This window comes from Vibrio sp. 2433-A1 (assembly GCF_056726085.1).
Map to the genome: position 1 here is coordinate 74,441 of NZ_JBRESC010000001.1, position 19,826 is coordinate 94,266.

Below are 19,826 nucleotides of genomic sequence, written 5' to 3' on the forward strand. Positions count from 1 at the left end.
TTTAAGATCCGTGTCATTATATGATTTAATAGGCTTGCCCCCCGCTTTTCTTACTCTTTTTTGCAAGCCGAACATGAGGAATTGTTATGGCCGTTCATGTTGGCATTATTGATCAAGACCCGATACGCCTAGTTACACCACTATTAGACAATCGCACGATTAGCGATCATATCGTTTTCATCGGGGTGGAATCCCAAGAAGAAATGTACCTTCGCCTTCATAGTGTATTGAGCAAAAGAAATATCACTTCAGAGTTTTTCCAAATTCCAAATGTAGCGAACACTTCGAAAATCAAACAAGCCATCATCACATTGGCTGAAGGTCTCGCAGCTAGAGGCGAAGAGGTCAAACTTAACGCCAGTTGTGGCCTGCGTCATCGACTGTTATCCGTTTACGAAGTCTTTCGTACTTATCACTGGCCGATTTTTGTTGTAGAGCCCAATAGTGACCGTTTGTGCTGGCTCTATCCTGATGGCCAAGAAGATTCACAAGTGGAAGACCGCATTACTATTGACGATTACTTAACGGTGTTTGGTGCACGTGGCGAGTTCAATGAGCATCAATTACCACCTCAGCTGGACCAAAAGCTCTATGAGCTTGGGGAGCGCTGGGCAAGTAATGCGTTGGAACTTGGCCCCGGTCTGGCAACGCTGAACTATCTGGCTACCACTTGCCGTAAAGAGCAAAAGCTCGACGTAGAGCTTTCTGAGAAGCAGCAGGGCTATCGCGAATTGAATATGCTATTGACCGATTTGGTCGAAGCCGACATTGCAACCTATGAAAATGGCGCACTTACTTTTGCTAACGAAGATGCACGACGCTTTTCAAATGGGGAATGGCTGGAGACTCTAGTGCACAGCACGGTAAGACAGCTCCAGCGAGATATGCCAACCATTCAAGACCGCTCACTCAACGTTCAAGTCTACCGCCAGCTAGGTGATAGAGAAGTGCGTAATGAGCTAGACGTCGCGTCAGTGGTGAACAATAAGCTGCATATCATCGAATGTAAGACTAAAGGAATGCGTGACGACGGTGATGACACGCTTTACAAGCTAGAGTCTCTACGTGACCTTCTCGGTGGCCTACAAGCTCGCGCTATGCTGGTTAGCTTCCGTCCATTGCGTCACAATGATATTACCCGCGCGGAAGATCTTGGCCTCGCTCTGATTGGCCCTGATGAACTTAAAGATCTAAAATCTCATCTAGCCGAGTGGTTTGCAGAAGCCGGTGGCTGTGAAGAAGAAATCGCCGACTGCTAACTTACACACGATCAATAAACCAAAAAAACCGCCAAAAGGCGGTTTTTTATTTAAGTCGTGTGCTTCTTAGCTGTCGTCTTCAGTGAAGTTGGTTGGCAGCGTGGTTTTCATCTGATTCCAGATTTGCGCACTCTGCAGACCGTAATGACGAACAACAATCAGAATTTGTTCGCGATTTCCAGTCTCACACACTTCAAGTAAGTCACGGTAAAACTGCAGCGCTAACTCACGAGCTTCTGGGTTAGAGAAGTAGTAACTGCCTACACGATCATAAAGCTTCTTCAGACCATTAAAGATCAAACCATAGATTTGGTTGCCTGAGTGGAACGCAAGACGTTGAAACAACATGTAATCGTAGAAGTTGAACGTTTTCGCAATCAGGATAGATTGACGTTTGATTTCGTCTTTCTCGCCATCATCTTTAACGTGTTGACGAATCTTCTCTGCATACGGAGAAGACTCCATAAACACATCCCATGAATCAGCTGTAATCAAGGCTTCACATGAACTGATAACGTTGGTAATGGTTTTCTCAGAGTTTTCTTTGTTCGCTTTAAATGCATAACGCATAAAGATCGGGCTGATGTTACTACGTGCTGCAAGCAAATCTTCAACAATCGATGTTGCGTTCTCAGCATCCAACGTCATCAACGTATCAAGAATATGCAGGCCCGACGTTTCCATAAACTGGTTTACACGCGTTGGTTTACCGTGTTGGATTGTTAACCAACCATCACGTGCTAAACGCTGTAAGACTTCTCGTAGTGTTGTGCGAGTAACGCCAATTAGTTCAGAGAGCTCGCGTTCTGCTGGTAAAATTGAACCAGGTGGAAATCTGCCTTTCCAAATACTTTCGATAATGTATTTTTCTGCGAATCCTGCTGGGCTCTTTGCCTTAATGACCATTTATATATTATCCAGTCTTTATTATTTGGGTCTAATTAACTCATCATACCACTAGTTATGCGATATCGGAAACCGACACACAGGAAACATGGCACAAAACACCATTGGAGCCAAAACTCTAAATTTAAATCACATTTACCCATCCATAATGACCGATGAAATAGTTCCACAATAAAGTTTAACAAATCACCAACACACGACACACCCCACCCTATTTAGGGTTATGCGCAAAAGCTGAGTTTATAAAATTGCAAAAAAAAACTGCCATTTTAATGCAATATAATTACATATTCTTTCTTATTCTAAGCTTTCAATGCCCAGCCGACATTAACCATTGTTTTTCACAACTCTTATGATAAATTTACGCCACTTTGATCGCGTTTTTCAACAAAAGTCGCTTTATAAAATCACAACATCCAGTTTATCGTTGACTAAATTTTGTTGAAGAGTAGAGTGGCGGCCAAAGTAAGGAGTGCTTGTCTTTCTCAGGGAGTGACTTGACAAGGCCACATGATCGCTAATGCAATGTTGTTTTGCTAAGTCACTGTTGAATCTGGTTCATTTCCTGCAGGCTAGCCGATAGCCCGACGTTGGAAGTTCCAAAATTTTCGGTTAATGGATTCAAGCACGCGCAGTGTCTATTCATAACAACATTAAGAGTATCTAGATCATGCCGATGTCACTCGGAAATGCATTTATTAAGAACTTTCTTGGTAAAGCTCCAGATTGGTATAAAGTTGCCATCATTTCTTTTCTAATTATCAACCCAATTGTCTTCTTTTTGGTTGACCCTTTTGTAGCCGGTTGGCTACTCGTCGCTGAGTTTATCTTTACTCTAGCAATGGCGCTAAAATGTTACCCTCTGCAGCCTGGTGGCTTACTCGCCATCGAAGCGATCGCAATCGGCATGACCAGTGCTGATCAAGTTAAACATGAACTTGTTGCCAATATTGAAGTACTTTTATTACTAGTATTCATGGTCGCCGGCATTTACTTTATGAAGCAACTGCTGCTATTTATCTTTACTAAGATATTGCTCGGCATTCGTTCTAAGAGCATGCTCTCGCTAGCTTTTTGTTTTGCGGCAGCATTCCTTTCTGCATTCCTTGATGCCCTAACCGTTATCGCTGTTGTTATCAGTGTTGCTGTGGGCTTCTACGCGATTTACCACAAAGTTGCATCAGGCCAAGGCCCACATGCATCGCACGATCATACTCAAGATGATCACCTTTCAGAACTAACTCGTGACGACCTTGAAAACTACCGAGCATTCCTACGCTCGCTACTAATGCACGCTGGTGTAGGTACCGCCCTAGGTGGTGTAATGACGATGGTAGGTGAACCACAAAACCTTATCATTGCAGACCAAGCTGGCTGGCAATTTGGCGAATTCATCATCCGTATGCTTCCGATAACGGCGCCGGTATTCGTTTGCGGTCTTATTACCTGTGTGGTTGTCGAAAAACTGAAAGTCTTCGGTTACGGTGCTCGACTGCCTGAAAACGTGCGTCAGATCCTTGTTGATTTTGACCGCGAAGAACGTAAGACACGCACTAAGCAAGACGTAGCAAAACTGTGGGTGCAAGGTATCATCGCTGTTTGGCTAATCGTTGGCTTAGCCCTTCACCTAGCGGCAGTTGGTCTTATCGGTCTATCTGTTATTATTCTTGCAACGGCATTTACCGGTGTCATTGAAGAACACTCTATGGGTAAAGCGTTCGAAGAGGCATTGCCATTTACCGCTCTACTCGCTGTATTTTTCGCTGTGGTCGCAGTAATTATAGACCAACAGCTATTTAAGCCAGTTATCGATGCCGTACTAGCGGTTGAAGACAAGAGCACCCAGCTAGCTCTGTTCTATGTCGCAAATGGTGTTCTTTCAATGGTATCGGATAACGTGTTTGTTGGTACGGTATACATTAATGAAGTTAAGTCAGCGTTAATAGACGGTGTGATTAGTCGTGATCAGTTTGACCTTCTTGCCGTAGCCATCAACACAGGTACTAACCTACCATCAGTTGCAACACCAAACGGACAGGCAGCATTCCTGTTTCTACTAACGTCAGCTCTTGCTCCGCTAATTCGCCTCTCTTATGGTCGTATGGTTGTCATGGCACTGCCTTACACTATCGTCTTAGCATTGGTTGGCCTAATCGGTATCGTATTCTTCGTCGAGCCGATGACAGCATGGTTTCATGAAGCCGGTTGGATCACTAGAGTCGTGGATGAAGGTATACAAACGCTATCTAACGGTCACTAGATAGCTCAAGCTACAATTTTTAGTTGATACTGAAACTTTTCCATTATAAAAAGCTCTGATAACTCAGAGCTTTTATTTCTTAGGACGCCTGTGTGAATATACTTTCTGCAATCAAAACTTTCTCTCAAGGACGACTCTCATGGTTGTTGCTACTCCTCTTCGTCGTATTCTTTGAATCCTGTGCACTGTTCTTTCAACACGTTATGATGCTATCACCTTGCGTGATGTGTATTTATGAGCGCGTGGCAATGCTTGGTGTTGGCGGTGCTGCACTGCTTGGCTTAATCGCACCGAACAACCCTGTAATACGTTGGCTAGGTTTAGCTGCGTGGGGGGCTAGTGCATACAAAGGTTTAGCTCTTGCCATGCAACACGTCGATTACCAGTTCAACCCATCACCATTCGCTACTTGTGACCTGTTTGTCACCTTCCCTGACTGGGCACCATTAAACCAATGGGTTCCGTGGATGTTTGAAGCGTACGGTGATTGCAGCAAAGTGGTTTGGCAGTTCCTAACGTTATCTATGCCTCAATGGCTAGTGGTTATTTTTTCGGCTAACCTAATTGCGCTTGGCGTGATTGTGATAGCGCAATTTGCTAAGAACAAATAAGTGCAAGGTTAGAGAACAACAAAGGGCTGATGCGTGTGTATCAGCCCTTTTTCTTTAAACGTGCGGTCATACTTACAACGAGGAATGTATAAAGGACCTCTTAAAGCGAGCAGGTTACTTTTAGAGATTCCCTACTCGCTCCTACGTCACTCTGTGGAATGATGCTGCTTCACTCAAGCTACACATAAAAAAGGGTTAGCGCAATTGCTAACCCTTTTTGATTCATCCAATAACAGTACTTAGTTCATCTCACGACCAGGCGCAGGAGCTAGTACTTCACGGTTACCGTTATGGCCTGGTGCACTCACAATGCCTTGAGCTTCGAGCTGCTCAACGATACGTGCTGCGCGGTTGTAACCAATCTTAAAGCGGCGCTGAACACCAGAGACCGAACCACGGCGAGACTGGACAACATGCTCAACCACTTGGTCAAACAGTGGATCCATCTCCTCTTCGCCTTCCGGTTTTTCGCCTGGGAGTAACGCTTCAGGCCCTTGGTCACCATTGGTGATTTCATCGATATAATTCGGCTTACCGCGCGCTTTCCAGTTGTTAACCACCGCGTGAACATCATCATCAGAAGCAAACGCACCATGAACACGAACGGTATGGCTTGAGCCCGGTGGTAGGTAGAGCATATCACCCATACCCAACAGCGATTCAGCACCACCTTGATCAAGAATAGTACGCGAGTCGGTCTTAGTCGAAACGGTAAACGCGACACGAGTTGGGATGTTAGCTTTAATTAAACCAGTAATAACGTCTACCGAAGGTCGCTGAGTCGCTAGAATTAAGTGAATACCTGCCGCACGCGCTTTTTGCGCTAAGCGTGCTATCAACTCTTCAACCTTCTTACCAACAACCATCATCAAGTCAGCGAATTCATCGACGATAACCACAATGTAAGGCAGTTTCTCTAGCAGCGGCGGATGCTCATCCATACTGTCGCCCGGCTGCCATAGCGGATCATGGATAGGGTGCCCCGCTTCTGCCGCCATCTTAAGCTTATCGTTAAAGCCTTTGATGTTACGTACACCAAGTGCAGACATCAGCTTATAGCGGCGCTCCATTTCACCCACACACCAACGCAGTGCGTTTGATGCATCTTTCATATCCGTTACTACTTCAGAAAGAAGGTGAGGAATCCCCTCATAAATCGACAGTTCCAACATTTTCGGGTCAATCATGATGAAACGTACATCTTCCGGCGTCGCTTTGTAGAGCATACTCAGGATCATTACGTTTACACCAACAGACTTACCAGAACCTGTTGTACCCGCGACTAACACGTGCGGCATCTTGGAGAGATCAGCAATAACCGCTTCACCAGCGATATCCTGACCAAGGACAACCGTCGTTGGCGATTTAGCTTCAATAAACTGCTGACTACCGACAACATCAGAGAAAAATACCGTCTGACGACTCATGTTTGGTAATTCCAAGCCCACGTATGGCTTACCCGGAATAACTTCAACAACGCGCACAGCCATCGCCGATAGCGAGCGAGCTAAGTCCATAGAAAGGCCCGAAATACGACTCACTTTAACCCCAGGAGCTAGGTCTAGCTCAAATCGTGTAATAACAGGCCCAGGGAAGATGTCGACCACTTCCGCTTTAATCTTGTAGTCAGCTAATTTGGCTTCAACCAATCGCGCAATATTTTCTAATGCATCACGATCGATAAAATTGTCACGCTTTTCTGGATGATAAAGAAGCTCTAGCGTCGGCATCGGCTCTGCTGGCTTAGGTAGATTTGGCTCCTGCTGTACAAGGAATGGATTTTGCTGCGCAGCCACTTTGGCCTGAGCCTCAGCAACCATATTGTTAAGCGCAGCAGCATCTTCATCTTCTGGAAGCTGCTGAGATTGATATTGTTCTAAAGGTTCAATTTGTGCTTCTTCTACAACATCGAACGATGAAATCATTGGCTCTTGATAACGCTCGAGCGGCTCAATCTCAGTAGAGATTTGATCAAGTTCGGACGTTGTGATACTTGGCTGGGCAATGTTTTCATCAACGATACTCTCATCCCAAGGTAACTCTGAGCTAGGAACTTCTTCTGCCGCTTCATATACAGGAGTCGTTTCGACTACTGGTTCAACATCAACAATCGCTGGGGTTTCTTGCTCATACGGCGTCGCAATTTCCGGCGTATGTATGTCAGCCGTTGCGGTCGCTGTCATCGTTGCTGTTGCGACACTTGCAGCTTGAGCGGGTTCAACAAAGTCATCGGCGTATTGTGCTGCTTGCTCCAGCTCTTCAATTGTCGCGCCAAGTTGTTTAGAACGCTCCACTTGAGGCTCATCACTCACAACTGGTTGAACAGGCGCAATTGGTTGTACTGATTCCACCTGAGTATACGCGCTCTGTGGCGCGACTGGCTCAATGCGTTCAGGAACAGGTTGCTGCGCTTCATTCACGGGTTCTGGTTGAACTGGCTTAGGCTCGGCTTCTTGAGATTCAGGCATATGAATATTGAATCGACGTGGCTCCGGAGCTGGTTCTACAAGATCTTGCGTTAATGATACCGTTGGCTCTTCACGCGCTGATTCTGAGCGGGCAGGCGTAATCTCTTGCTCATAATCATTTAACTCAGCTTCTAGGGTTTCATCTTTTCGGCCACGAATACGGTTAACAAGCCCAGTAAACAAATTAATGGTCTTCTCACCTAGCCAATCAACAATAGATAGCCAAGAAATACCCGTCAGTAAGGTGAAGCCTGCTCCCAATAAAAATAGGAAGACTAATGTGGTGCCGAGGATATTTAAAGTTGGTAAAGCTAAGCTTGTGAGTACATCACCAATCACACCACCTGATGAAAAATACCAAATGTCATCAAAGTTAATGTCAGCAAGTCCGCAACTGGTCAAAATAACAATCGTTAAACCCAGCAGTCGTGTACCCCACAGCATCAAATCGACAGGTTCATCTTCACCGCGCTTACGTAATATAACCCATGCGGTACCAGTAATCACAAAAGGTAGAGCGTAAGCAAGAGAGCCAAAGGTAAAAAAGAGAGTGTCAGCGAGCCAAGCTCCTGCTAAGCCACCAGCATTGTGGATCTCTCCCCCCCACGCAGTTTGAGACCACGAAGGATCGGCGGCATTAAAAGTGATAAGTGCTACTGAAAGCAATATCGACGCTAAAACTATAACAATCAGACTACATTCTTGAAGACGCTGAGGTCCACTCAGACGAGAAAGTGAGGAGTCATCACCCGTTTTAATAATTGTTTGGACTTTATTTTTGGTCTCTTTAAACATAACCAACTTTATCTACGTAGCATAAAACCGAGTTCGAAAGATTCGTTTCGGCAAAAAATAAAATAGCCCGAGCAGCACCGCTACTCGGACTATCGATTTAACCATATCAGGGGCAAAAACCCAATTGCTTAAAGTCAGAATAAAGAAAGCAATTAAGAGTTTAACTCAATACCCACTCGAAGTTATCGAGTTTTGATCACCAATTGGTTAGTTTGCTTCACTTCTTCCATAACTACGTAAGTACGTGTGTCATTAACACCGGGTAGACGCAATAGCGTGTCACCGAGCAGCTTACGGTAAGCACTCATATCAGATACACGAGTTTTTAATAGGTAGTCGAAATCACCAGAAACTAGATGACACTCTTGGATGTCGTCTAACTTTTGTACTGCCGTGTTAAATTGCTCAAATACATCAGGAGCACCACGATTTAACGTAATTTCAACAAATACTAGTAGTGAAGCATCAAGGTACTGCGGGTTCAGCAACGCTGTATAACCTGTAATGTACCCCTGGCGCTCTAATCGGCGCACACGTTCCAAACATGGTGTAGGCGAAAGCCCCACACGTTTAGACAACTCTACATTCGAAATACGACCATCTTTCTGCAACTCATTTAGAATGTTGCGATCGATACGGTCAAGATCCTTGGACGGCTTTTTATTGTTGTCTGCCATTTTTTATTCCACCTTATTACTTCCTTGCAAAAAAATATACTACAACTTTTTAATATTCAGTATCAAATTTTATTCAATCGTATCTATACTAGATATTAATTCGACAGAATTACCCTACACACAGTTAATACAACTACTATAGTTTATACAACCAAAATAAAATGAGGAGTCAGGATGATCATTGGCGTACCTAAGGAAATCAAAAACCACGAATACCGTGTTGGCATGATCCCAGCGAGCGTTCGCGAGCTAGTGTCTCAAGGTCACCAAGTTTTTGTTGAAACTAATGCCGGTTCAGGCATCGGTTTTTCAGACGATGATTACATCGCTGTAGGCGCATCCATTCTTCCTACCGCTGCTGACGTTTTCGCGAAAGCAGAAATGATTGTAAAGGTTAAAGAACCTCAAGCTGTCGAGCGCGCTATGCTACGAGAAGGGCAAATTTTATTTACTTATTTGCACCTAGCACCAGATTTTCCACAAACTGATGAGCTAATCAAGAGCAAAGCTGTCTGTATAGCATATGAGACTGTAACAGATAATATGGGTCGCTTGCCACTACTTGCTCCAATGTCTGAGGTAGCAGGTCGCATGTCTATTCAAGCAGGTGCACAAACTTTAGAGAAATCTCACGGTGGTCGTGGTCTTCTACTTGGTGGTGTTCCAGGCGTTGAGCCAGCAAAAGTCGTCGTTGTCGGCGGTGGTGTTGTTGGTGCTAATGCAGCACGTATGGCTGTTGGCCTTCGTGCAGACGTAACTATCCTTGATCGTAATGTTGATACACTACGTCGCCTAGATGAAGAGTTCCAAGGTCGTGCCAAAGTGGTTTACTCTACAGAAGACGCTATTGAGAAGCACGTTCTAGAAGCAGACCTAGTAATTGGTGCGGTACTAATCCCAGGTGCTGCAGCGCCTAAGCTAGTAACAAAAGAGCACATCGCTAAGATGAAGCCAGGTGCAGCAGTTGTTGACGTTGCTATCGACCAAGGCGGTTGTTTCGAAACATCACACGCTACAACACACGCAGACCCAACGTATATCGTTGACGACGTTGTGCACTACTGTGTTGCAAACATGCCAGGTGCTGTTGCTCGCACATCCACATTCGCTCTAAACAATGCAACACTTCCTTACATTGTTAAGCTAGCAAACAAAGGTTACCGCGAAGCACTACTTTCAGATAAAGGCTTCCTAGAAGGTCTAAACGTTATCCACGGTAAAGTAACGTGTAAAGAAGTTGCTGAAAGCTTCGATCTTGAATACGTTGCACCAGCAGACGCGATTGCGATGTTCAACTAATGTTGAATCGTGTTAGATAAAAGAAAGCGCTCACTTCGGTGGGCGTTTTTTAGTTTGAGTGGTGAGTGACGAGTGACGAGTGACGAGCAATTGTTGACACATCATTTGCTATGCCAACACTTTTCACTAGAAACTCGCAGCTCGTCGCTTATCTTAGAACCAGCGCTCTAGCGCACTCTTATCAAGTTGGTGAAATGCGCGATTCAGTATTTTTGCGAGCTCTTTATAGCGTGGGCGCGATTTCATTGGTTCTAGAGCAAACCCGCTTTCTGCAATTTTCTGATAGATTTCACGGTACCAACCCGCAAGCGCTGGAGGTAGTTGTGTATTAGCGCGATTGCCTAACCACCACATACCTTGAATCGGCATGCTGATAGCGAAAAGCGCGATGATGACAGCTTGAGGCATAGACTGATAATTATTGAATGCCATTTGTGTCAATACACTGATTGCGGCTATCGCTGGCATCACTTTTACGCCAAAACGCGTAGCCTTGATAATACGCTGCTCTGGAAACAGCATATTCAGCTCTTTTCGCATTGGCCAAATGTCCATGTATTTTTGTCCGTCACGTAGGCTGTGAACTAAACCGACTTTATTGCTCATAAGGCTCTCTCACTTCAACATCGGATCCTTCGATTAAAATTTAGTTGAAAGATTCAACTAAACAAAGAAAAAATTGATAAAAGTTAATATTCTTTCAATTTTTTTTTGTTATCATTGTCTATTATCGTTATTCTTTGCGGACCCACAATCTCATTGTTGCTGTTATTTACAATTTAAGCAACTCTGAGACCTTTCTGCAGCGGATGCAAGAGTGGTGAGCTAGATCGCCACTATCTTTATATACGGAATTCGAAGTTTTTTTGACCAAGATTAGTACGCAGCTTCTTCTGCTTCGTCTATTCTTGAGATTAATTTTCACCCTTACTGATTTCGATCAGAAAAAATTAACAGGTAGTCATTAATGTCTAAGCTAGTTTTAGTTTTAAACTGCGGTAGTTCTTCTCTTAAATTCGCTGTAGTTGATGCAGAAACAGGTGCAGAGCACCTAACTGGTCTTGCTGAGTGTCTAAGTCTTCCAGAAGCTCGTATTAAATGGAAACTTGACGGCAAGCACGAAGCACAACTAGGCGCGGGCGCTGCTCACGTAGAAGCACTATCTTTCATGGTAGAAACTATTCTTGCTTCTAAGCCTGAGCTTAAAGCTAACCTTGGTGCAATCGGCCACCGTATCGTACACGGCGGCGAGCAGTTCACTTCATCTGCACTAATCACAGATGAAGTACTTAAGGGTATTCAAGACGCTGCGACTTTCGCACCTCTTCATAACCCAGCTCACCTAATCGGTATCGAAGCAGCTAAAGTAAACTTCCCTGGTCTACAAAACGTGGCGGTATTTGACACTGCGTTCCACCAAACAATGCCTTCTGAGTCTTACCTATACGCTCTACCGTACAACCTGTACAAAGAGCACGGCATTCGTCGTTACGGCATGCATGGTACTTCTCACCTATTCATCACTCGTGAAGTGGCTAAACTACTAGATAAGCCAGTAGAAGAAGTTAACATCATCAACTGTCACCTAGGTAACGGTGCTTCTGTATGTGCAATCAAGAACGGTCAATCTGTAGATACTTCTATGGGTCTTACTCCTCTTGAAGGTCTTGTAATGGGCACTCGTTGTGGTGACCTAGATCCTGCAATCATTTTCCACCTACATGACGCTCTAGGCTACTCTGTTGAAGAAATCAACAACATGCTAACTAAAGAGTCTGGTCTTGCTGGTCTAACTGAAGTGACTTCTGACTGTCGTTTCGTTGAAGACAACTACGGTGAGAAAGAAGAAGCAACTCGTGCAATGGACGTGTTCTGTCACCGTCTAGCTAAGTACGTTGCAGGTTACACAGCGACTCTTGAAGGCCGTCTAGACGCAATCACTTTCACTGGTGGTATCGGCGAAAACTCTGGCCCTATCCGTGAAATGGTTCTTAACCGCCTAGGTATCTTCGGTATCGAAGTAGATGGTGAAGCTAACCTTAAAGCACGTTTCGGCGGCGAAGGTACTATCACTACTGCAAACAGCCGCATCCCAGCAATGGTTATCTCTACTAACGAAGAGCTAGTTATCGCTGAAGACACTGCACGCCTAGCAGGTCTTTAATTGACTTAACCGGCTGCTAAATAAGCAGCCGGTTTTCTTATTCTGGGGCTCAACTCCTATTCTTTGCAGTACAAGGAATAATAGTTGAGCTTTTATCCCCCAATAGCTATAGGTACTCTACGAATGTCTCGTACTATTATGCTTATCCCTGCAAGTGCTGGTGTTGGTCTTACTAGCGTAAGCATGGGTGTTCTTCGCGCAATGGAGCGCAAGGGCGTTAAAGTTTCTTTTTACAAGCCAATCTGTCAGCCACGTTCTGGCGGCGATCAACCTGATCTAACTTCAACTATCGTTGGTACAAACAGCGATGTGAAGATCGGCCAACCTCTTGCGATGTCTGTTGCTGAAAGCCTAATCGGTAACGACAACATGGATGAGCTGCTAGAAACAGTGGTTGAGCGTTACAACCAAATCAACAAAGATGCTGACGTAACGCTAATCGAAGGTCTTGTACCGACTCGTAAACATCCATTCGCTAACCAGGTAAACGCTGAAATCGCAGCGACACTTGGTGCAGAGATCGTACTTGTTGCAACGCCTGGCACAGATAACCCTGCGCAGCTTAAAGAGCGTATCGAAGTAGCATGTTCTAACTTCGGCGGTACTAAGAACAAAAACATCTCTGGCGTTATCATCAACAAGCTAAACGCACCTGTTGATGAAGCTGGCCGTACTCGCCCTGACCTATCTGAAATCTTTGATGATGCAGATAGCGCGAAGCAAAACGAAATGAAAGTGATGGAAATCTTCAACACTTCTCCAATTCGTGTACTAGGTTGTGTGCCATGGAGTATCGACCTAATCGCAACGCGCGCAATCGACATGGCTGAGCACCTAAACGCTGATATTATCAACGCTGGTGACATCAATACTCGTCGTATTAAGAGCATCACGTTCTGTGCACGTTCTCTGCCAAACATGATTGAGCACTTCAAGCCTGGTTCTCTACTTGTGACTTCAGCAGACCGCCCAGACGTAATCGTTGCTGCGGCACTAGCTGCAATGAACGGTGTTGAAATCGGTGCAGTACTTCTAACTGGCGGTTACGACATTCCCGAAGAAATCACAGGCCTATGTAAGCCAGCATTTGATTCAGGTCTACCGATCTTCAAAGCACAAGGTAACACTTGGCAGACGTCTCTAAACCTACAGAGCTTCTCTATCGAAGTACCTGCCGACGATAAAGAGCGTATCGAGTTCATTAATGAGCACGTTGCCGGCAACATCGATGGTAACTGGATCGAGTCTATGACTGAGGGTACTCAGAAGTCTCGTCGCCTAAGCCCTCCAGCATTCCGTTACCAACTAACTGAGTTCGCTCGTAAAGCAGGTAAACGTATCGTTCTTCCTGAAGGTGATGAACCTCGTACAGTTAAAGCTGCGGCTATCTGTGCTGAGCGTGGTATCGCTGAATGTGTGCTTCTAGGTAACCCAGAAGAGATCAAACGTGTTGCAGCGCAGCAAGGTGTTGAGCTAGGTGCTGGCGTAACTATCATCAACTCTGATGAAGTGCGTGAAAACTACGTTGCTCGCCTAGTTGAACTACGTGGCGCGAAAGGTATGACTGAAGTTGTTGCTCGCGAGAAACTACAAGATTCAGTATTCCTTGGCACAATGATGCTTGAGAACGACGAAGTTGACGGCCTAGTTTCTGGTGCTGTTCACACAACGGCGAACACTATCGTTCCTCCGTTCCAAATCATCAAGACTGCACCTGATGCGTCTATCGTATCTTCTGTCTTCTTCATGCTACTGCCTGACCAAGTATTGGTTTACGGTGACTGTGCGATCAACCCAGATCCAACCGCTGAACAGCTAGCTGAAATCGCTATCCAATCTGCAGATTCTGCTGCGGCATTCGGTATCGACCCTCGCGTTGCTATGATCTCATACTCTACTGGTGAATCTGGTAAGGGTGCAGACGTAGATAAAGTACGTGAAGCGACTAAGATAGCTCAAGAGAAACGTCCAGATCTAGTGATCGACGGCCCTCTACAGTACGACGCAGCGATCATGGAAAACGTAGCCGCTTCTAAAGCGCCTAACTCTCCTGTAGCAGGTAAAGCAACTGTATTCGTATTCCCAGACCTAAACACTGGTAACACGACTTACAAAGCGGTACAGCGCTCGGCAGATCTAGTCTCTATCGGTCCAATGCTTCAAGGTATGCGTAAGCCAGTAAACGACCTGTCTCGCGGCGCTCTAGTCGACGACATCGTATACACTGTTGCGCTAACTGCTATCCAAGCAGACCAAGCGGCTCAAGCGGAAGAAAAAGTAGTTAATTAATTTAACGCTTTTCTGAAATGACAAACCCTCGCAGATGCGAGGGTTTTCTTTTATGTGCGCCAATAAAATTAGAGCTTCTCGCGCCCATGGCTAGAGTCCAAATCCAACTCTGGCCCAAGCGGAATAACCTGAGTAGGGTTAATGCCTGTGTGGCTGTAATAGTAGTGACGTTTGATGTGATAAAAGTCTGTGGTCTCACTGACTCCCGGCACCTGATACAGCTCTTTCATGTAGCCGTTCAAGTGTTGATAGTCAGCAATACGTTTTTTATTACACTTAAAGTGACCTACATACACCGCATCAAAGCGAATCAATGTAGTAAACAAGCGCCAGTCGGCTTCAGTAATGCTGTCACCAACAAGGTAGCGGCTTTTCGCTAGATGATCATCCAATCTGTCTAGCGACTCAAACAGTTGATGATACGCTTCTTCATAAGCCTCTTGCGTCGTTGCAAACCCGCAGCGATAAACACCGTTATTCACGTGGGGGTAAATATACGCATTCCACTCATCAATCATTTCTCGATCAGCCTGAGGATAATAATCATCGGTATTACCAGTAAGATCATTAAACTCAGAGTTAAACATGCGAATGATTTCTGAAGATTCATTACTCACAATTGTGTTGAGTTTCTTATCCCATAATACAGGAACGGTCACACGACCGCTGTAATCAGGTTTTGCTTGAGTGTAAATCTGATGCAGGCGCATGTGGCCAAACAGCGGCTCTGGCAGCCCCATCTGCCAACCTTCATTCATCATGTCAGGGCAGACGACTGTCACATCAATATGAGGCTCTAATCCTTTCAGTTTGCGGAAAATCAACGTCCGGTGCGCCCAAGGACATGCTAGGGAGACGTATAAGTGATAGCGGCCTGATTCGGGCTGAAATTTTGCCTCTGGTTTATTCTCAATCCAATCTCGAAAACCCGCATCTTCGCGAACAAACTTACCGTTGTTAGATTTTGTGTCGTACCAAACGTCATGCCAAACGCCTTTAACTAATTTACCCATGATCATCTCCTAAGCCAGTATCCTAATGAAGTTAGTATAAAAAATGCTGACGATAAGAAGAGTAGAATAGCTTGGCTTAGTTGTTCGAATATTTCGAAGATAGCAGTCTACGATATTGAGAGATGAAAAAAGCGCGACTCCCGAAAGATGCCGCGCTTAAGCCCGTCACAGGCTAAATTATGACTTCGCGATTAAACGCTAACATGCAGACAAGAAACAGCGTGGACATCGTTGCCCTCAATACGCGGCTTAGTCTGAGCACAAGTCTCTGTCGCTTGCGGACAACGTGTACGGAACACACAACCTGATGGTGGGCTGATTGGTGATGGCAGATCACCTTCTAGCATTTCAATCTTTTTGCTGCGCTCTAGCTTAGGATCAGGAATCGGCACTGCTGACATTAGCGCTCGCGTATACGGGTGCTTCGGGTCAGCAAATAGTGCATCGGCTTCACCTAACTCAACCGCATTACCAAGGTACATGACCAATACACGGTCAGAAATATGCTTCACTACCGACAGGTCGTGCGCGATAAACACCAACGAAAGACCAAGCTCTTTTTGTAGCTCTTTCAAAAGGTTGACTACCTGAGCCTGAATCGACACATCAAGTGCTGATACTGGCTCATCACAGATAATCATCTTTGGCTTTAGAATAAGAGCACGCGCGATACCAATACGCTGACATTGACCGCCTGAGAACTCGTGTGGGTAACGGTTGATAACATTCGGCAGTAGACCTACTTTCGCCATCATCTCTTTAACACGATCTTTCACTTCTTGCTTCGAAAGCTCTGGGTAGAAAGTCTCCAAAGGCTCAGCAATGATGTCACCGACGGTCATACGTGGGTTGAGTGATGCAAGTGGGTCTTGGAAGATCATCTGAATTTCTTTACGCGTTTCACGGCGCTGAACTTCTTTCATCTTAGTTAGGTCTTGACCTAACCACATGACATCGCCGTCTGTCGCTTCGACCAAACCGATGATCGCTCGAGCAAACGTTGATTTACCACAACCAGACTCCCCTACTACGCCCAGTGTTTCACCTTCGTATAGACGAACGTTAACACCATCGACTGCTTTAAGATTTGCAGGCTTTGACCATGGCCAAGCGGATTTTGACGCAATACTAAAGTGAACTTTAAGGTCTTTTACGTCTAAGATTAGGTTCTTACCTTCTACACTCATTTTTTCCAAGTCTCCCATTCAGAAAAACATGCACGCTGACGGCCATCGGCAAATGGTGTCAAGATTGGTGCTTCTTGCTTACAACGATCCATTACGCGGTGGCAACGTTCCTGATAAGGACAGCCTGGTGGTAAGCGCAGTAAGTTCGGTGGATTACCCGGAATAGTTGGTAGGATTTCACCTTCAGTATCAAGGCGAGGAATCGCTTTAAGTAGACCTTCCGCGTATGGGTGGCTTGGATTGTAAAAGATTTCATCAACAGTACCGTACTCCATGGTACGACCTGCATACATCACAAGTACTTTGTCACATGAACCCGCAACAACGCCAAGGTCGTGTGTGATCATAATGATTGCAGTATTAAACTCAGACTTAAGCTCGTTCAAAAGGTCCATGATCTGTGCCTGAACCGTAACATCAAGAGCTGTAGTTGGTTCGTCTGCAATCAGAAGTTTAGGACGACATAGCAACGCCATTGCGATCATAACACGTTGACGCATACCGCCTGAGAACTCATGCGGGTACATAGTGATACGTTTGCGAGCTTCTGGAATTTTAACCGCTTCAAGCATGCGTACAGACTCTTCAAACGCTTCTGCTTTGCCCATACCTTTGTGTAGCATCAGCACTTCCATCAGCTGATCACTCACTTTCATGTATGGGTTAAGAGAGGTCATCGGGTCTTGGAAGATCATCGCGATCTGCTCTGCACGAACCTTGTTCAACTCTTTTTCTGGAAGGTTAAGAATTTCTCGACCTTCAAATTTCGCACTACCTGAAATAATGCCGTTTTTCGCCAGTAGACCCATGATTGAGAATACTGTTTGTGATTTACCTGAACCTGACTCACCTACGATACCGAGTGTTTCACCTTGGTTCAGAGAGAAATTCAAATCGTTTACTGCGGTTACGATACCATCTTGCGTGGTAAATTCGACGCGCAGATCTTTGACATCTAATAAGCTCATCGTTGCTTCCTTAATCTTTCTATTTTTAATTATCTGTCTTTAGGATCAAGCGCATCGCGCAGACCGTCACCAACGTAGTTGAAGCAGAATAGAGTCACAACCATGAACGCTGCAGGGAATGCGAGCTGCCAGATTGCCACTTCCATTGTCTGAGCACCTTCTTGTAGAAGTGCGCCCCAACTTGTCATTGGTTCCTGAACACCAAGACCAAGGAATGATAAGAATGATTCGGTCAAAATCATGCTAGGGATCAGAAGTGTAGAGTATACAGCGACAATACCTAGTACGTTCGGCACAATGTGGCGAGTGATGATTTTCCAATTGCTCACACCACAAACATGCGCTGCTTCAATAAACTCTTTACTGCGTAAACTCAACGTTTGGCCACGTACAATACGTGCCATATCAAGCCATGCGATCGCACCGATAGCAACGAAAATCAGAATGATATTACGGCCGAAGAAAGTCACCAGTACGATAACTAGGAACATGAACGGTACTGCGTAAAGGATCTCTAGTATACGCATCATTACGCGGTCTACTTTACCGCCAATAAAACCTGATGCAGCACCATAAAGCGTACCAATCACTACCGCTACCAACGCACCTAACACACCCACCATCAGTGAAATACGGCCACCAACTAATGTGCGCACGTAAAGATCTCGTCCCAACGCATCCGTACCAAATAAATGTTCCATCGACGGTGCCGCATGCATGGAGTACCAATCTGTTTCATCGAATGTGTATGATGAAAGCATCGGCAAGAAAATAACGGCCAATACCATTAAAGTCAGAATAAAGAGACTTACCATCGCAGCTTTATTTCGCATGAAGCGGATGCGAGCATCTTGCCAAAGACTACGCCCTTCAATTTCTAGATTTTCAGAGAACTTCTCTAGCGCGTCTAAATTTTCTTTTTTTGTTAACATAGCCAGGAGTTCCTATTGGTAGCGAATTTTCGGGTCAATCATTGCGAGTAGAATATCTACAATCGCATTAAACAGAATGAACAAGAAGCCAATGAGAATAGTCACACCCATGACCAGTGAGTAATCTCGGTTAAACGCTGCATTTACAAACAGCTTACCGATACCCGGAAGGCCAAAAATCGTTTCGATAACAACCGAACCTGTGATGATCCCCACGAATGCAGGTCCCATATAGGAAACAACAGGAAGTAATGCAGGTTTAAGTGCATGCTTGATAATGATATAGCGGTAACTTAAGCCCTTAGCACGAGCCGTACGGATAAAGTTACTATTGAGTGTCTCGATCATCGAACCACGCGTAATACGAGCGAAGGTCGCAATATAGAGTAAAGACATAGCTAGCACAGGGAGTGCCATATATTGGAACGAACCATCTAACCAGCCACCCGCAGGAAGCCATTCCAAATTAATCGCAAATATGTAAATAAGAACTGGGGCAAGAACAAAGGAAGGCATAACAACCCCAATCATAGCGATCGACATTATCGAGTAATCGAGCCAACTATTTTGTTTCAGTGCTGCTATGGTACCTATTAATACACCAAAAATTACGGTGAATATAAAGGCTGCAAAACCCACTTTTACCGATACAGGTAATGCACTATTGATCAATTCATTAACTGTATAGTCTTTGTACTTAAAAGAGGGACCAAAATCACCATGAAGAATATTGGTAAGGTAGGTCGTATATTGTTCAAATACTGGCTTATCTAAGCCATATTTTGCATTGATATTTTCTAGCACTTGAGGGGCAAGTGCACGTTCACTTGAAAATGGGTTTCCGGGTGCGAAACGCATCAAAAAGAACGACACTGTGATCAACACGAGTAGCGTAGGAATCGCTTCCAATACCCTTTTGAAGATAAATTTTAACATTGGACTTATTTCGTTCTGTGACAGGAATTAGAAAGCTAAGCTTTAGGTAAGACACCTAAAGC

General features: G+C 44.9%; 15 protein-coding genes. 6 read left to right on the forward strand and 9 right to left on the reverse strand.

Annotated features, from left to right (window positions below):
• The first annotated feature begins 86 nt into the window (after window positions 1-86).
• A complete protein-coding gene (locus ACU01J_RS00300) occupies window positions 87-1,259 on the forward strand; it encodes a DUF1887 family protein (protein ID WP_481083915.1) in 1,173 nt (390 codons plus the stop codon).
• 66 nt (window positions 1,260-1,325) lie between these two features.
• Here the strand turns inward: ACU01J_RS00300 and fadR are convergent, their stop codons facing one another.
• Complete coding sequence (fadR, locus tag ACU01J_RS00305; RefSeq protein ID WP_481083916.1) at window positions 1,326-2,165, reverse strand: fatty acid metabolism transcriptional regulator FadR; 840 nt, start codon at window positions 2,163-2,165, stop codon at window positions 1,326-1,328.
• A 670-nt stretch (window positions 2,166-2,835) separates the two neighbouring features.
• Here fadR and nhaB point away from each other — a divergent pair.
• The gene (gene nhaB, locus ACU01J_RS00310) at window positions 2,836-4,425 is read left to right on the forward strand and encodes a Na(+)/H(+) antiporter NhaB (RefSeq protein ID WP_481083917.1); all 1,590 of its coding nucleotides are present in this window, start codon (window positions 2,836-2,838) and stop codon (window positions 4,423-4,425) included.
• Window positions 4,426-4,517: 92 nt separating this feature from the next.
• Window positions 4,518-5,036 carry a disulfide bond formation protein DsbB gene (dsbB, locus tag ACU01J_RS00315; protein WP_481083918.1) on the forward strand — a complete coding sequence of 173 codons (519 nt, stop codon included), beginning with the start codon at window positions 4,518-4,520 and terminating at the stop codon, window positions 5,034-5,036.
• Between the two features lie 239 nt (window positions 5,037-5,275).
• On the opposite strand, the gene ACU01J_RS00320 is transcribed toward dsbB, so the two are convergent.
• Together ACU01J_RS00320 and lrp are read right to left on the reverse strand one after the other, a co-directional pair.
• Entirely contained in the window at window positions 5,276-8,299 is a 3,024-nt protein-coding gene (locus ACU01J_RS00320; protein WP_481083919.1) for a DNA translocase FtsK 4TM domain-containing protein, read from the reverse strand.
• A 182-nt stretch (window positions 8,300-8,481) separates the two neighbouring features.
• Window positions 8,482-8,976 carry a leucine-responsive transcriptional regulator Lrp gene (lrp, locus tag ACU01J_RS00325; RefSeq protein ID WP_004414493.1) on the reverse strand — a complete coding sequence of 165 codons (495 nt, stop codon included), beginning with the start codon at window positions 8,974-8,976 and terminating at the stop codon, window positions 8,482-8,484.
• A 174-nt stretch (window positions 8,977-9,150) separates the two neighbouring features.
• On the opposite strand from lrp, the gene ald reads away from it, so the two are divergent.
• Window positions 9,151-10,275, forward strand: a complete 1,125-nt coding sequence (gene ald, locus ACU01J_RS00330) for an alanine dehydrogenase (RefSeq protein ID WP_481083920.1) — start codon at window positions 9,151-9,153, stop codon at window positions 10,273-10,275.
• A gap of 153 nt (window positions 10,276-10,428) precedes the next feature.
• On the opposite strand, the gene yfbV is transcribed toward ald, so the two are convergent.
• Entirely contained in the window at window positions 10,429-10,881 is a 453-nt protein-coding gene (gene yfbV / locus ACU01J_RS00335) for a terminus macrodomain insulation protein YfbV (RefSeq protein WP_004414497.1), read from the reverse strand.
• Between the two features lie 361 nt (window positions 10,882-11,242).
• On the opposite strand from yfbV, the gene ACU01J_RS00340 reads away from it, so the two are divergent.
• Together ACU01J_RS00340 and pta are read left to right on the forward strand one after the other, a co-directional pair.
• A complete protein-coding gene (locus ACU01J_RS00340) occupies window positions 11,243-12,439 on the forward strand; it encodes an acetate kinase (RefSeq protein ID WP_481083921.1) in 1,197 nt (398 codons plus the stop codon).
• A 123-nt stretch (window positions 12,440-12,562) separates the two neighbouring features.
• A complete protein-coding gene (gene pta / locus ACU01J_RS00345; RefSeq protein WP_481083922.1) occupies window positions 12,563-14,728 on the forward strand; it encodes a phosphate acetyltransferase in 2,166 nt (721 codons plus the stop codon).
• 68 nt (window positions 14,729-14,796) lie between these two features.
• Here pta and ACU01J_RS00350 read toward each other — a convergent pair whose 3' ends face one another.
• The 5 genes from ACU01J_RS00350 to oppB all read right to left on the reverse strand — a co-directional run bounded on the left by ACU01J_RS00350 (window position 14,797) and on the right by oppB (window position 19,764).
• Window positions 14,797-15,741 (reverse strand): glutathione S-transferase family protein, encoded by a 945-nt coding sequence (locus tag ACU01J_RS00350; RefSeq protein ID WP_481083923.1) that lies wholly within the window; start codon window positions 15,739-15,741, stop codon window positions 14,797-14,799.
• 191 nt (window positions 15,742-15,932) lie between these two features.
• Window positions 15,933-16,928 (reverse strand): murein tripeptide/oligopeptide ABC transporter ATP binding protein OppF, encoded by a 996-nt coding sequence (gene oppF / locus ACU01J_RS00355; protein WP_481083924.1) that lies wholly within the window; start codon window positions 16,926-16,928, stop codon window positions 15,933-15,935.
• Window positions 16,925-17,896: an oligopeptide ABC transporter ATP-binding protein OppD gene (gene oppD, locus ACU01J_RS00360; protein ID WP_481083925.1), complete on the reverse strand. Its 972-nt coding sequence runs from the start codon at window positions 17,894-17,896 to the stop codon at window positions 16,925-16,927. Before oppD ends, oppF begins: the two co-directional genes overlap by 4 nt.
• 29 nt (window positions 17,897-17,925) lie before the next feature.
• Window positions 17,926-18,828: an oligopeptide ABC transporter permease OppC gene (gene oppC, locus ACU01J_RS00365; protein ID WP_481083926.1), complete on the reverse strand. Its 903-nt coding sequence runs from the start codon at window positions 18,826-18,828 to the stop codon at window positions 17,926-17,928.
• 12 nt (window positions 18,829-18,840) lie between these two features.
• The gene (oppB, locus tag ACU01J_RS00370) at window positions 18,841-19,764 is read right to left on the reverse strand and encodes an oligopeptide ABC transporter permease OppB (protein ID WP_481083927.1); all 924 of its coding nucleotides are present in this window, start codon (window positions 19,762-19,764) and stop codon (window positions 18,841-18,843) included.
• Window positions 19,765-19,826 lie beyond the last annotated feature (62 nt).

Coding starts and splice junctions, on each gene's coding strand:
- ACU01J_RS00300 (WP_481083915.1), top strand. CDS start 87: ATGGCCGTTCATGTTGGCATTATTGATCAAGACCCGATACGCCTAGTT.
- fadR (WP_481083916.1), bottom strand. CDS start 2,165: ATGGTCATTAAGGCAAAGAGCCCAGCAGGATTCGCAGAAAAATACATT.
- nhaB (WP_481083917.1), top strand. CDS start 2,836: ATGCCGATGTCACTCGGAAATGCATTTATTAAGAACTTTCTTGGTAAA.
- ACU01J_RS00320 (WP_481083919.1), bottom strand. CDS start 8,299: ATGTTTAAAGAGACCAAAAATAAAGTCCAAACAATTATTAAAACGGGT.
- lrp (WP_004414493.1), bottom strand. CDS start 8,976: ATGGCAGACAACAATAAAAAGCCGTCCAAGGATCTTGACCGTATCGAT.
- ald (WP_481083920.1), top strand. CDS start 9,151: ATGATCATTGGCGTACCTAAGGAAATCAAAAACCACGAATACCGTGTT.
- yfbV (WP_004414497.1), bottom strand. CDS start 10,881: ATGAGCAATAAAGTCGGTTTAGTTCACAGCCTACGTGACGGACAAAAA.
- ACU01J_RS00340 (WP_481083921.1), top strand. CDS start 11,243: ATGTCTAAGCTAGTTTTAGTTTTAAACTGCGGTAGTTCTTCTCTTAAA.
- pta (WP_481083922.1), top strand. CDS start 12,563: ATGTCTCGTACTATTATGCTTATCCCTGCAAGTGCTGGTGTTGGTCTT.
- ACU01J_RS00350 (WP_481083923.1), bottom strand. CDS start 15,741: ATGGGTAAATTAGTTAAAGGCGTTTGGCATGACGTTTGGTACGACACA.
- oppF (WP_481083924.1), bottom strand. CDS start 16,928: ATGAGTGTAGAAGGTAAGAACCTAATCTTAGACGTAAAAGACCTTAAA.
- oppD (WP_481083925.1), bottom strand. CDS start 17,896: ATGAGCTTATTAGATGTCAAAGATCTGCGCGTCGAATTTACCACGCAA.
- oppC (WP_481083926.1), bottom strand. CDS start 18,828: ATGTTAACAAAAAAAGAAAATTTAGACGCGCTAGAGAAGTTCTCTGAA.
- oppB (WP_481083927.1), bottom strand. CDS start 19,764: ATGTTAAAATTTATCTTCAAAAGGGTATTGGAAGCGATTCCTACGCTA.